The organism is Enterobacter sp. MGH 4 (assembly GCF_000534735.1).
Classification (GTDB): domain Bacteria; phylum Pseudomonadota; class Gammaproteobacteria; order Enterobacterales; family Enterobacteriaceae; genus Enterobacter; species Enterobacter intestinihominis.
The window spans coordinates 2,031,401-2,045,392 of record NZ_KI973289.1; the positions used below are offsets into that span (position 1 = coordinate 2,031,401).

Genomic DNA, 13,992 nt, shown 5'->3' on the forward strand with positions numbered 1-13,992 from the left:
TATGTATCCTTTAATTAATCGACGTTCAGCGCGTCATTGACCAGATCTTGTTGCTGCTTCTGGTGAACGGACATATACCCTACCGCCGGAGAGGCGGAGGCCGGGCGACCTGCATAACGCAGGGCAGACCCAAATGGAATCACTTCACGGAAATGATGCTGGCTGCAATACCATGCGCCCTGGTTGAGCGGCTCTTCCTGGCACCAGACAAAATCATGAACGTGAGCGTACTGTTTCAGTACTTCCTGCATCGCCTGATGCGGGAACGGATAAAGCTGCTCGATACGCACGATGGCGACATCTTTCTGATCGTTCTTACGGCGCTGTTCCAGCAGGTCGTAATAAACCTTACCAGAACACATTACGACACGCTTAACGGCCTGCGGATCCAGCTCGTCAATTTCACCGATGGCTGGCAGGAAGGTGCCGTTAGCCAGTTCATCCAGGCTCGAAACCGCCAGCGGATGACGCAGCAGGGATTTTGGCGACATGACCACCAGCGGACGGCGCATACCGCGCAGCGCCTGACGACGCAACATGTGGTACACCTGAGCCGGGGTGGACGGCACGCAGACCTGCATGTTCTGCTCGGCGCAGAGTTGCAGATAACGCTCCAGACGCGCGGAGGAGTGCTCCGGCCCTTGTCCTTCATAGCCGTGCGGCAGCAACATCACCAGACCACACATACGGCCCCACTTCTGCTCACCGGAGGAGATGAACTGGTCGATGACGACCTGCGCACCGTTGGCGAAGTCACCGAACTGCGCTTCCCAGATAGTCAGGGTGCGGGGTTCTGCGGTGGCGTAGCCGTATTCGAAGGCCAGAACCGCTTCTTCTGACAGCACGGAGTCCCAGACCTTGAACTGGCCCTGACCGTTATGCACGTGCTGAAGCGGAGTATAGGTTGAACCGTTAGACTGGTTGTGTACAACCGCATGACGGTGGAAGAAGGTGCCACGACCCGCATCTTCACCGGACAGACGAACCGGAATGCCTTCGTCAACCAGCGTCGCATAGGCCAGCGTTTCCGCGCCGCCCCAGTCGAACAGCTTTTCACCCGCCGCCATGGCCTGGCGGTCGCCATAGATCTTGGCCACGCGGGATTGCATCTCGATCGCTTCCGGCACGGTGCTGATGCGTTTAGCCAGCTCCTGCAAACGCTTCATCTCAACCTTGTTCGGGTAGCTCTCGTCCCACTCGTGGTTGAGGTACGGCGACCAGGTAAAGGAGTGCATGTTCATTGGGCGCAGCTCTTTGACCACGCATTCACCCGCGTCCAGCGCGTCGCGATAAAGATTGACCATTTCGGTCGCATCTTCCAGCGTCGCCACTTTTTCGCTTTCCAGCTTGTCAGCATAGATTTTACGCGGCGTCGGGTGTTTTTTGATTTTCTGGTACATCAGCGGCTGGGTTGCACTTGGCTCATCCGCTTCGTTGTGGCCGTGACGGCGGTAGCAGAAGAGGTCAATGAACACGTCGCGCTTAAAGGTGTTACGGAAGTCCAGCGCCAGACGGGTAACGAAAGCAACGGCTTCCGGGTCATCCGCGTTTACGTGGAAGATTGGCGCCTGAACCATTTTACCGATGTCGGTGCAGTACGGGGTAGAACGCGCATCCAGCGGGTTAGAGGTGGTGAAGCCCACCTGATTGTTGATTACGATGCGAACGGTACCGCCCACTTCATAACCACGCGCTTTCGACATGTTCAGGGTTTCCTGAACCACGCCCTGCCCTGTGACTGCCGCATCACCGTGAATGGTGATTGGCAGCACTTTATTGCTGCTCGGCTCGTCCAGACGATCCAGACGCGCACGCACGGAACCGATAACCACCGGGCTGACGATTTCCAGGTGCGACGGGTTAAACGCCAGCGCCAGGTGAACCTGACCGCCCTCGGTTTCGATATCTGACGAGAAGCCCATGTGATACTTCACGTCACCGGTGCCGAGGTGCTCTTTATGTTTACCCGCAAATTCGTCGAACAGATCCTGCGGTTTTTTACCCAGCACGTTAACCAGCACGTTCAGACGGCCACGGTGCGCCATGCCCAGCACCACTTCGCGCGTGCCGCTCTTACCGGCATGACGAATCAGCTCTTTCAGCATCGGGACTAACGCATCGCCGCCCTCCAGTGAGAAGCGTTTTGCGCCCGGGAATTTCGCGCCCAGATAGCGCTCAAGGCCTTCGGCTGCCGTCAGTTCGCTCAGGAAACGTTTTTTCTCGTCTGCTGAGAAATTCGCGTGACCCGCCACGGATTCGATACGCTGCTGGATCCAGCGTTTCTCTTCGGTGGAGGTAATGTGCATATATTCCGCGCCGATGGAGCCGCAGTAGGTTTGCTTGAGCGCATCAATCAGATCGCCCAGTTTCATCGTGTCTTTGCCGATGGCAAAGGAACCTACGTTAAAGCTTTCCTGGAAATCGGCCTCGGTCAGATCGTGATAAGCCGGATCGAGATCCGCTACACGTTCCTGCTGCCACAGTCCCAGCGGATCGAGATTCGCATGCTGGTGACCACGGAAGCGATAAGCGTTGATAAGCTGCAGGACTTTTACCTGCTTCGCATTGGTGTCAGGGTCGGAAATCGCAGAAGAGTAACGTGAGGCATCCTTCGCCAGACGACGGAAATAATCACGTGTTTTTGAATGGAATTGATCCGGTTTGACCCCTGTACCAGGCAACTGCTGGAACATGGAACGCCAGTTTGCGTCCACTGAGTCAGGATCGGTTAAGAAGTCTTCATAGAGCTGTTCTATCCAGCTCTGGTTTGAACCAGAGAGGTAAGAAGAGTCCAGCCAGGCTTTCATTGCGCCGTTCTGCATCGTGATCCCTTAAGCATTTTTATGCTTACTTTCGCCGTAGAAACTACCACGCACACCACGTGTACGTGCCGGGGTTCACCTGCGAGCTCTTTTCATTTGGCCCGCGAAGGAACCTTTAGAAACTGTCTAAACTTCAGGGCAGTTTTTAAAGGTTTCTGCAATTTGCCCGGTGGCGCTACGCTTACCGGGCCTACTGTTACGTAGGCCGGATAAGCGCAGCGCCATCCGGCGTTGTTACTTACGCACTGCGCTGCAACAACATCGACTTAATATGGCCGATGGCGCGCGTCGGGTTCAGCCCCTTAGGACACACACTGACGCAGTTCATGATGCTATGGCAGCGGAATACGCTGAAAGCGTCACTTAACCCTTCCAGACGATTCTCGGTTTCGGTATCGCGGCTGTCGATCAGGAAGCGATAGGCAGCCAGCAGACCCGCAGGGCCGATAAATTTATCCGGGTTCCACCAGAATGACGGGCATGACGTTGAACAACATGCACAGAGAATACACTCGTACAACCCATCGAGTTTTTCACGCTGCTCAGGCGACTGTAAGTGCTCGCGAGCGGGTGGATTTTGCCCATTATTCAATAAGTAAGGCTTAATCTTCTCATATTGTGCATAGAATTGCCCCATGTCCACCACCAAATCACGCACGACCGGCAGGCCAGGCAGAGGACGGATGACAATTTTCTGGCCTGCACGCTGTAGCGCTGAAATTGGCGTGATACAGGCCAGACCGTTTTTGCCGTTCATGTTTACACCGTCAGAGCCACATACCCCTTCACGGCAGGAGCGGCGGAACGACAGCGTAGGATCTTTTTCTTTCAGCTGGATTAAAGCATCCAGCAGCATCATGTCACGACCTTCTTCCGCTTCGAGGGTGTAATCCTGCATACGCGGAGCATCGTCTACATCCGGGTTATAACGATAAACTGAGAATTCGAGTTTCATTATCCTGTCTCCGCATTAGTAAGTACGAATCTTCGGCGGGAACGCCGGACGCAGTTTCGGTTCCATGTTAACGCTACGACGCGTCATGGTTTCCGACTCTGGCAGATACAGGGAATGGCACAGCCAGTTTTCGTCATCACGATCCGGGAAGTCGAAGCGGCTATGGGCGCCACGGCTTTCGGTACGGAAGTTTGCCGACATCGCGGTCGCGAACGCGGTTTCCATCAGGTTATCCAGCTCCAGGCACTCAACGCGCTGGGTGTTGAACTCGCTCGAGGTATCGTCCAGACGGGCATTCTTCAGACGCTCGCGGATCGTTTTCAGTTGCTCAAGCCCTTTGGCCATCGCGTCACCTTCACGGAATACCGAGAAGTTGTGCTGCATACACTCTTGCAGCGCTTTACGGATTTCAACCGGATCTTCGCCGTTACGGTTGCCGTTCCAGCGGTTGAGGCGCTCAAGAGAGGCATCAATTTCGTCGTCGGTCGCATCACGCAACGCGCCCTGCTCGGCAATAGATTCCTGGAGATGCAGCCCCACCGCACGGCCAAATACCACCAGGTCCAGCAGGGAGTTGCCGCCCAGACGGTTTGCGCCGTGCACGGATACGCAGGCAATTTCGCCTACCGCGAACAGACCAGGGATGACAACGTCTTCACCCTGCTCGTTCACGGTCAGCGCCTGACCGGTCACTTTGGTCGGAATACCGCCCATCATGTAGTGACAGGTTGGGATAACCGGAATCGGCTCTTTCACCGGGTCGACGTGGGCGAAGGTGCGGGACAGTTCCAGAATGCCCGGCAGACGGGATTCCAGCACTTCTTTACCCAGATGGTCGAGTTTCAGCTTCGCGTGCGGGCCCCAAGGGCCGTCGCAGCCGCGGCCTTCACGGATTTCGATCATGATGGAACGCGCCACCACGTCACGGCCCGCCAGGTCTTTCGCATTCGGGGCATAACGCTCCATAAAGCGCTCGCCATGTTTGTTCAGCAGATAGCCACCTTCACCACGGCAGCCTTCTGTCACCAGCACGCCCGCACCGGCGATACCGGTTGGGTGGAACTGCCACATCTCCATGTCCTGCACCGGCACGCCAGCGCGGATAGCCATCCCAACGCCGTCACCGGTGTTGATGTGGGCGTTGGTAGTGGACTGATAGATACGGCCTGCGCCGCCGGTGGCCAGCACGGTTGCGCGCGCTTTGAAATAGACCACTTCACCGGTTTCAATGCACAGTGCGGTACAACCCACCACCGCGCCATCGGCGTTTTTCACCAGATCCAACGCATACCACTCGGAGAAGATGGTGGTGTGGTTTTTCAGGTTTTGCTGATAAAGGGTATGCAGCAAAGCGTGACCGGTACGGTCAGCCGCTGCTGCGGTACGTGCCGCCTGTTCGCCGCCGAAGTTTTTCGACTGGCCGCCAAACGGACGCTGATAGATGGTGCCATTTTCCAGACGGGAGAACGGCAGACCCATGTGGTCCAGCTCCAGAATCGCTTCCGGGCCGGTTTTACACATATATTCGATGGCATCCTGGTCGCCGATGTAGTCGGAACCTTTTACCGTATCGTACATGTGCCATTCCCAGTTATCTTCATGGGAATTACCCAGCGCAACGGTGATACCGCCCTGCGCAGACACAGTGTGGGAACGGGTCGGGAATACTTTAGAGAGCAGCGCACAGGTCTGGCCGCTCTGGGAAATTTGCAGTGCGGCGCGCATACCTGCGCCACCCGCACCAATCACAACAGCATCAAATTCTCTGACTGGCAGTTTCATTACACACCCCACACCACAACAAATCCATAAATGACGTAAACCAGCAGAGCAACAACAATAATCAGTTGCAGCGGAAGGCGAATCGCCAGCGGTTTAACGTAATCGGTCAACACCTGCCACATGCCAATCCAGGCATGAATAAGGATGGAGAACAGGGCCAGCAGGGTGAACACTTTGGTGAAGGCCGATCCGAAGAAACCACTCCAGATTTCCCACGTCAGTGTGCCGCTAGTGGCGAAGAAACCGATCATATAGATGATGTAGAGCGTGAGGACGATGGCGGTAGCGCGGACCAGGATGAAGTCATGTACGCCGTTGCGTCCTAATGCGGAGGCGTTGCTTACCATACGAGAACTCCTGCGAGAAGTGAAAGCACGACAGTGATCACAAATGAAATGTTAGCGGTACGTTTACCGGCCTCGAACGTCTCTTCCAGGTAGCCAAAGTCCATCAGCATATGGCGAACGCCGCCAACCACGTGATAGGCCAGCGCGGTCAGAATGCCCCACATGATAAATTTCACGAAGAAGCTGTTCATGATGGCTGAGGCCTGGAGGAATCCTTCAGGAGATGAGAGGCTGGTTCCCAGTAACCACAGCAAGATACCAACCGCCACAAACGTAATCACACCAGAAACACGGTGCAGAATGGACGCTATTGCTGTTACAGGGAATCGGATCGTTTTGAGATCCAGATTGACAGGTCTTTGTTTTTTCACATTTCTTATCATGAATAACGCCCACATGCTGTTCTTATTGTTTCCTTCCTCCGGACTGCGATGCGGGTCAGACAGCGTTCCTTTTCTATAACTGCGCGTCATGCAAAACATTGCTTCCAAATGCTAAAACGACACGTTACAACGCTGGGTGGCTCGGGATTGCAGGGTGTTCCGGAGACCTGGCGGCAGTATAGGCCGTTCACAAAATCATTACAATTAACCTACATACAGTTTGTTGGGTTTTCTCTGGAACAGTGATCGGGGTCACGATAACAACATCTTTTTAATTTTTAATCATCTGATTTGACAAATGTTAAACAATATTGTTACAAACGTCATCAGAAAAGGCATATAATGCGCAAAAGTTATGAGGTCTCTCTTTCACCTGACAAATAGTTATGTAACAGTGTGATGGTATTGACCGAAGTTATCAGGACAGTTATTAGTGATATACAGGTTTGAATAATTCGGACTGCAAAAACGCTGATTTGCTGTTGTTTCACTGATATTTCATTCGTTTACCTGCAAGGCGCCATAGCTCTGTACCCTGGTTTCTCCTCGTGAGCTGAGCGGTAAGCCAAATAACAATCTGGTAACGATGATTAACAGCTGAAAGCAAATCCGGTAAAGCGCAGTCTTAAGCATAAGGCGCTAAGGAGACCGTAAATGGCTGATACAAAGGCAAAACTCACCCTAAATGGTGATGATGCTATTGAACTGGATGTGCTAAAAGGCACGCTCGGTCAGGATGTTATTGATATCCGTACGCTGGGTTCCAAAGGGGTATTCACCTTTGACCCTGGATTCACCTCTACCGCATCTTGCGAATCCAAAATCACCTACATTGACGGTGACGAAGGTATCCTGCTCCATCGCGGCTTCCCCATCGATCAGTTAGCCACCGAATCCAACTATCTGGAAGTGTGCTACATCCTGCTGAACGGCGAAAAACCGACGCAGGCCCAGTACGATGAATTTAAAACCACCGTGACCCGTCACACCATGATCCATGAGCAGATTACCCGTCTGTTCCATGCGTTCCGTCGTGACTCTCATCCGATGGCGGTCATGTGCGGTATTACCGGTGCGCTGGCGGCGTTCTATCACGATTCTCTGGACGTGAATAACCCACGTCACCGTGATATCGCGGCGTTCCGTCTGCTGTCCAAAATGCCTACCATGGCGGCGATGTGTTACAAATACTCTATCGGTCAGCCGTTTGTGTATCCACGCAACGACCTCTCCTACGCAGGTAACTTCCTGCGCATGATGTTCTCCACGCCGTGTGAAGAGTACGAAGTGAACCCGGTGCTGGAACGCGCGATGGACCGTATTCTGATCCTGCACGCTGACCACGAACAGAACGCCTCGACCTCTACCGTCCGTACCGCAGGCTCTTCCGGCGCGAACCCGTTCGCCTGTATCGCTGCGGGTATCGCCTCCCTGTGGGGACCGGCGCACGGCGGCGCGAACGAAGCGGCACTGAAGATGCTGGAAGAAATCAGCTCCGTTGAGCACATTCCTGAGTTCGTGCGCCGCGCGAAAGACAAGAATGACTCCTTCCGTCTGATGGGCTTCGGTCACCGTGTTTACAAAAACTACGACCCGCGCGCGACCGTCATGCGTGAGACCTGCCACGAAGTGCTGAAAGAGCTGGGCACCAAAGATGATCTGCTGGAAGTGGCGATGGAGCTGGAACACATTGCGCTGAACGATCCGTACTTCATCGAGAAGAAACTCTACCCGAACGTCGATTTCTACTCCGGTATCATCCTGAAAGCGATGGGCATTCCGTCTTCCATGTTCACCGTGATCTTTGCCATGGCGCGTACCGTAGGCTGGATTGCGCACTGGAACGAAATGCACAGCGAAGGCATGAAAATCGCCCGTCCTCGTCAGCTGTATACCGGCTACGAGCAGCGTGACTTTAAGTCTGATATTAAGCGCTAAAAAACACGCCCGGCGGCGCTTCGCTTGCCGGGCCTACAAGTGCGAGATGTAGGCCGGGTAAGGCGTAGCCGCCACCCGGCTTTTTTACATCTGGCACCCAGGACACCAGTAAAACGGTCTGGAAGAGATCGTCGCCTTCTCAATCACCCCGCCACACCGCTCACACTTTTTACCCGCCCGATGAAACACCTTGAAGCGAAACAACGCCCCGTGATGCTTGTTCTCATCCACCATGCCGCGCGTGTTGTACGACAGCCGTGGAATATCCAGCAACGCGTGCGACAGCGCCTCCAGCTTTTCATCGCTTAGCTGCGACGCTTTGTGCTGCGGCGCCAGCCCCACTTCCCAGAGGATCTCCACCCGCAGGTAGTTTCCCAGCCCCGCCAGAAATGCCTGATCGAGCAACAGCCCGGAAAACTGCCGGTTGCGGAATGTGGGCGATAACAGCCGGGCTTTCACATCGCTTGCCGTCAGGCGCATATCCAGCACGTCCGGCCCAACCCGCTGTAAGAACGGGTGCGTGAGCAACTGCTCCGGCGTTAACATTTCGATATCAGAAGCGCTGTAGAGCAGGATCGCCTTATCCGCCGTTTGTAGCCGCACTCGCAGCACGCGGGTCGTTTGCGGCTGCTCGTCCGCCTTTACCACCCGCCAGACGCCGTAAAGCTGATTGTGGCTATATAACGTAAGGTTATGGGAAAAGTGGGTGAGCAACGCTTTGCCGCGCGTTTCAATGTGGGTCACCGTCTGTCCCACCAGCTCTGTTTCAAACGGTTTTAGTTGAGGAAAGGCAAACCAGACGTGTGTCAGAGTTTTGCCCTTTATCGCCGCCTCCAGGCTATCCGCCGCGCGGCGGATCTCCGGACCTTCTGGCATGTTATTGTCCTTTCATGATTATTCTGCGCTGACAACAATGCCCTCTTCCGAGAACGCCGCCCGCAGGCGTCGTGCAAACTGGAGCGCATGCTCGCCGTCACCGTGTAAGCACACCGTATCAGCCTGAACGTTTGCCGTTGTACCCTCCGTTGAGGTTACTCGCCCGAAGCGCACCATCTCCAGCGTCTGCGCCAGCGCTTTACCTTCGTCGGTGATCAGCGCACCGGCCTGCGTACGCGGAACCAGGCTGCCGTCCGGCAGGTATCCCCGATCGGCAAACACTTCCTGCCGCGTAGTCAGCCCCAGCCGTTCGCCGGCACGGATAAGCTCGCTGCCCGCCAGGCCCACCAGAATCAGACGCGGATTGCAGTCCCGTACCGCGCGGGCAATGGCGTCTGCCAGCGCCGGATCTTTTGCCGCCTGGTTATAGAGCATGCCGTGCGGCTTGACGTGGCGCATCTCGCCCTTCTCAGCGCGCACTATCGCCTCCAGGGCGCCGATCTGGTAGAGCATTTGCGCGTAAACCGTCTCAGGCGGCAGATCCATCGCCGTGCGACCAAAGTTTTCCCGGTCCGGAAAGCTGGGGTGAGCGCCTATCGCCACGCCGTTTTTCACGGCATTGCGCACGCTCGCCAGCATGGTCTGCGCATCGCCGGCATGAAACCCACAGGCGATATTCACCGAGGAGACCAGCGTCATCAGCGCCGCATCGGCGCTGCTGCCCTCCCCCAGATCGGCGTTTAAATCAATCTTTACCATCGAGCCTCCACGCCAGCTGTTCGAGATAACGCTGCTGATCCTGACGGGCTTTCAGCGCCTCCTCCAGCGAACACTGCACAAAATGAATTGGCTGACCGAGAGGAATTTGCGCCAGATGGTAGCGATCCGCTTCAATAATGCAGGCAATACGCGGATATCCTCCCGTGGTTTGCGCATCGTTCATCAGTACGATGGGCTGTCCGTTGCCCGGCACCTGAATCACCCCCGGCAACAGACCATGGGAAAGCAGCTCCCGGTCAGTCGTGCGGGTCAGCGGCTGGCCCTGAAGCCGGTAACCCATGCGGTTACTCTGCGGGCTGATCTTCCATGGCGAGCGCCAGAAAGACTCTTTTGAGGCCTCATCGAACTCATGATATTCCGGCCCCGGCAGGGCGCGGATCAGGTTCCCCCACAACAGCTGCTTCACGCCCTGCGTGGTGGTGAAATGGCGCGCTGATGGCTTAATCGCCAGGCGATCGCCGTCGCGCAGCAGCCGTCCTTCATGTCCGCCCATTCCCGCTTTCTGGTCGGTACTGGATGAGCCCAGCACCTCCGGCACGTCGATACCTCCCGCCACCGCAAGATAGCTGCGCACGCCGTGCAGAGGACGCTTGAGCGTCAGACGCTGTCCGGCTTTCGCCCGCAGGCGCCAGCCGGTCCACACCGCTTTGCCGTCCAGCGTCGCGTCACAGCCCGCGCCGGTTAAGGCAAACCAGGTTTCCTGACCAAACTCAATCACGCACTGACCCAGCGTAATTTCTAACGCCGCCGTGCTGCCGGCGTTGCCTACCAGCAGGTTGGCAATCTCCAGCGAGGGACGATCAAGCGCACCGCAGTAGCTCACGCCCGACTGACGCAGGCCAAAGCGCCCGGCATCCTGTACCGAGGTGTAAAGCCCTGCGCGAATAAGCGTTAACATATCCCCTCCTTTTGCGGGATAAAGCGCAGGGTATCCCCCGGACGCAGGAGTATGGGCGCGTCCTGGCCTGGTTCAAATAACGGCGTGGACGTGTGCCCGATAAGCTGCCAGCCTCCCGGCGAGGCGAGCGGATAAATTCCCGTTTGCTCACCACCAATCGCCACGCTGCCCGCCGGTACGCTCAGGCGTGGCTCAGCCCGGCGCGGCGTATGCAACTGGGGCGATAACCCGCCCAGATAGGGGAAACCCGGCTGAAATCCCAAAAACCAGACGACATAGTCGACTGAGCTATGCAACTCCACAACCTGCTTCTCCGTTAATCCACAGTGTTCGGCCACGACGCCAAGGTCGGGGCCTCCCTTGCCGCCATAGACAACCGGGATCTCAATCGTCCGCGATTCCGGCTCCAGCGCCTCGCTCTCCTCCCACCAGCGTTGCAGGCGCTCAATGGCATCCAGCGCCCCCGTGTGCGGATCACGCAGCACCACGGTGATATTATTCATACCCGGAATAGCTTCAACCACGCCAGGTAGCTCGGGCAGTCGTTGAGCCAGACGCCAGATACGCTTTTGCGTGGCAAGCGTCACCGGAGGCTCAAGTTCCAGAACCACTGCGATTTCACCCAGAAGATAACAACGCGCTCGCTGCACTTAACTACCTCTCATCAGGCCGGATTAGGGATATCAATAAACGTCACATCCAGATCGGTATTTTCCGTCAGCCACTCGCTGAGGGCGCGGATGCCGCCACGCTCGGTGGCGTGATGGCCTGCCGCGTAAAAATGCAGGCCTTGTTCACGGGCAGAGTGAATGGTCTGCTCGGAAACCTCGCCGGTAATGAAGGCGTCGACACCGAAACGCGCCGCGCTATCAATAAAGCCCTGGCCGCCGCCGGTGCACCATGCCACGCGCTTCACGGTATCCGGCCCGGTGTCGCCGCACCACAGCGGACGACGCCCCAGGCGTGCTTCGATCCACGATGCCAGCTCCAGTCCCGGAACCGGCATCGACAGTTCACCCCACGGCACCAGGGGTTCAATTTCGCCCATCACGGTAATCCCCAGCAGCTGCGCAAGCTGAACGTTATTCCCCAGTTCAGGATGCGCATCGAGCGGCAGGTGATAGCCGTACAGGTTGATGTCATTCGCCAGCAGCGTTTTGAGACGGTTGCGCTTCATGCCGCGAATAATCGGTGATTCGTTTTTCCAGAAATAACCGTGATGGACAATCACCGCGTCGGCTTCCTGACGCACAGCCTCATCCAGCAGCGCCTGGCTTGCCGTTACGCCGGTGATGATTTTTTGCACCGTCTCGCGACCCTCCACCTGCAAGCCATTCGGACCGTAGTCGCTAAACGAGGCCGTGTTGAGTTTTTCGTTAATCAGGCGTTCCAGTTCACTGTTTTTCATCATCATTCTCTCAAACTTTTCGGGCGGTTTCGTACGCCGCCAGCGTGGCGACACGCGCCTGTTTATGGTCGACAATGGGACGGGGATAGTTCAGGGTAACACGCTGTTTATCCGCCCATGCCCAGGGTTCATGAATGGCTTTAGCGGGGACATCCTTAAGTTCAGGCAGCCAGCGACGGATAAACTCGCCGTCGACGTCAAATCGTTGTCCCTGCGTGGTCGGATTAAAGATCCGAAAATAGGGAGCCGCATCCGTGCCGGTGGAGGCCGCCCACTGCCAGCCGCCGTTATTTGCCGCCAGATCGCCATCGATCAGCTGAGAGATAAAATAACGCTCTCCGGTTCGCCAGTCGATAAGCAGATCCTTTACCAGGAAGCTGGCGGTAATCATACGCAGACGGTTATGCATCCACCCGGTTTCATTGAGCTGCCGCATAGCCGCATCAACAATCGGGAAGCCGGTGAGCCCACGCTGCCATGCCTTCAGCAGCTTATCATTCGACTGCCACTGTACCTTATCGGTCCAACGAATGAAGGGGCGATGTTTACATAAATCAGGATGATACGTCATCAGATGGCGATAAAACTCACGCCAGATCAGTTCGTTCAGCCACACTGCGCCCGCCCCCCCGTCTACCGCCTGAGGCTGTTCCGCCAGTAGCCGATGTAAACACTGGCGCGGGGAGAGCGCGCCCAGCGCTAAACAGGCCGACAGGCGGCTGGTGCCTTCAATCGCTGGAAAATCCCGCCGCGCCTCGTAATCCGCCGCCCCCTGCGCGCAGAACTGACGCAACCGGGCGATAGCCGCTTTCTCGTTAGCGGGGAATACCGTTTCATCAAACGACTGCTGGGGATAATTCAGCCTGATGTCCTGCAGATCCGTTATCGTTTCCCCTCTTATGGCCGGGGCGGGAACGCATTCTGGCAGCCCCTCTTTCAGGCGTTTGATAAAAGCATTTTTAAACGGCGTGAAAACTTTATACATTTCGTGACTGCCGGTCATCACGCTGCCCGGTGCGAGCATCACGCTGTCATCAAAGCCTTCACAGACCACGCCCGTAAGGTTTTTCTCGAGCTGACGATCCCGCTGCTGCTCGTTAAATTCATACTGGTAGTTGTAAAAAAGACGCGTTACCGCGTGCTGCTTACAGATTGCCTGCACCATCTCAAGCTGTGCGGCAAAATCATGGGCCTCTTTATAGATCAGCGGAATGCCTTTTTCGGCCAGTGAATGTTGCAGGTCATTCAGATACGCGCTGAGTAATGCCGCTTGCCGGGGCGCCATGTCATGCTGCCGCCACTGTTCAGGCGTGGCGATAAACAGGGCCAGCACATTCGCGTCTTTAGCGCGGCAGGCGGCCGCGAGAGCGAAGTTGTCGTGAATGCGTAAATCCGCGCGAAACCAAACCAGATGGGTGGGCATAAAACTCCAGGCAATTGTCCATTATGTCCGTAAGGGCATGCCGTAAAAGGAAAAAGGCATGCATTGAACTACTTTGCCATGAAGTGTAGACGGGATGAAATAAAAAAGGCCGCCCGAGGCGGCCTTAACGCTACTTGTCCTGCGCTATCGGGGTAAAGGCAATAAACACATTCGGTTTATCACTCTTTACAACGAGTGCGCTGGCGACAATGAACGCGATGCATAAATAGCGTTTCACTATGCGGTCCCTGCTGCTAACCGCTCCACCTATCACCACCGGTGATAAATCGGTGGACACAAGCCCGGGTAGGCGGGCTGCTTTACGGCTATGGATACACCTTTCCCAGGACCGATGCCCATTTGCGAGATGGCGGAAAGGG

Annotated in this window: 12 protein-coding genes; 1 reads left to right on the forward strand and 11 read right to left on the reverse strand. The window is 56.0% G+C overall.

Going from position 1 to position 13,992, the window contains the following annotated elements; all coding sequences use genetic code 11:
* Positions 1–14: 14 nt before the first annotated feature.
* The 5 genes from sucA to sdhC all read right to left on the reverse strand — a co-directional run bounded on the left by sucA (position 15) and on the right by sdhC (position 6,304).
* On the reverse strand, positions 15–2,822 hold the full coding sequence (gene sucA, locus L350_RS12790) for a 2-oxoglutarate dehydrogenase E1 component (RefSeq protein ID WP_022647462.1): 2,808 nt from the start codon (positions 2,820–2,822) through the stop codon (positions 15–17).
* A 238-nt stretch (positions 2,823–3,060) separates the two neighbouring features.
* Positions 3,061–3,777 (reverse strand): succinate dehydrogenase iron-sulfur subunit, encoded by a 717-nt coding sequence (locus L350_RS12785; RefSeq protein WP_022647461.1) that lies wholly within the window; start codon positions 3,775–3,777, stop codon positions 3,061–3,063.
* A gap of 15 nt (positions 3,778–3,792) precedes the next feature.
* Positions 3,793–5,559, reverse strand: coding sequence for a succinate dehydrogenase flavoprotein subunit (sdhA, locus tag L350_RS12780; RefSeq protein ID WP_023299611.1), 1,767 nt, complete (start codon positions 5,557–5,559; stop codon positions 3,793–3,795).
* Positions 5,559–5,906 (reverse strand): succinate dehydrogenase membrane anchor subunit, encoded by a 348-nt coding sequence (gene sdhD / locus L350_RS12775; protein ID WP_003858621.1) that lies wholly within the window; start codon positions 5,904–5,906, stop codon positions 5,559–5,561. The genes sdhA and sdhD overlap by 1 nt, the downstream gene beginning before the upstream one ends.
* Positions 5,900–6,304, reverse strand: a complete 405-nt coding sequence (gene sdhC, locus L350_RS12770) for a succinate dehydrogenase cytochrome b556 subunit (protein ID WP_026080740.1) — start codon at positions 6,302–6,304, stop codon at positions 5,900–5,902. Before sdhC ends, sdhD begins: the two co-directional genes overlap by 7 nt.
* A 639-nt stretch (positions 6,305–6,943) precedes the next feature.
* Here sdhC and L350_RS12765 point away from each other — a divergent pair.
* Entirely contained in the window at positions 6,944–8,227 is a 1,284-nt protein-coding gene (locus L350_RS12765) for a citrate synthase (RefSeq protein ID WP_006809584.1), read from the forward strand.
* 84 nt (positions 8,228–8,311) lie between these two features.
* Here L350_RS12765 and nei read toward each other — a convergent pair whose 3' ends face one another.
* From nei to phrB, 6 genes are read right to left on the reverse strand one after another with little or no spacing between them, the layout of a single operon-like run.
* On the reverse strand, positions 8,312–9,103 hold the full coding sequence (gene nei, locus L350_RS12760; RefSeq protein WP_032624649.1) for an endonuclease VIII: 792 nt from the start codon (positions 9,101–9,103) through the stop codon (positions 8,312–8,314).
* Between the two features lie 18 nt (positions 9,104–9,121).
* On the reverse strand, positions 9,122–9,862 hold the full coding sequence (gene pxpA / locus L350_RS12755) for a 5-oxoprolinase subunit PxpA (protein WP_032624650.1): 741 nt from the start codon (positions 9,860–9,862) through the stop codon (positions 9,122–9,124).
* Positions 9,849–10,781 carry a 5-oxoprolinase subunit PxpC gene (gene pxpC, locus L350_RS12750; RefSeq protein WP_022647458.1) on the reverse strand — a complete coding sequence of 311 codons (933 nt, stop codon included), beginning with the start codon at positions 10,779–10,781 and terminating at the stop codon, positions 9,849–9,851. Before pxpC ends, pxpA begins: the two co-directional genes overlap by 14 nt.
* Positions 10,775–11,431, reverse strand: coding sequence for a 5-oxoprolinase subunit PxpB (pxpB, locus tag L350_RS12745; RefSeq protein WP_032624651.1), 657 nt, complete (start codon positions 11,429–11,431; stop codon positions 10,775–10,777). The genes pxpC and pxpB overlap by 7 nt, the downstream gene beginning before the upstream one ends.
* A 14-nt stretch (positions 11,432–11,445) precedes the next feature.
* Positions 11,446–12,189, reverse strand: coding sequence for a type 2 GTP cyclohydrolase I (locus tag L350_RS12740; RefSeq protein ID WP_003858635.1), 744 nt, complete (start codon positions 12,187–12,189; stop codon positions 11,446–11,448).
* Between the two features lie 10 nt (positions 12,190–12,199).
* A complete protein-coding gene (gene phrB, locus L350_RS12735) occupies positions 12,200–13,612 on the reverse strand; it encodes a deoxyribodipyrimidine photo-lyase (RefSeq protein WP_032624652.1) in 1,413 nt (470 codons plus the stop codon).
* Positions 13,613–13,992 lie beyond the last annotated feature (380 nt).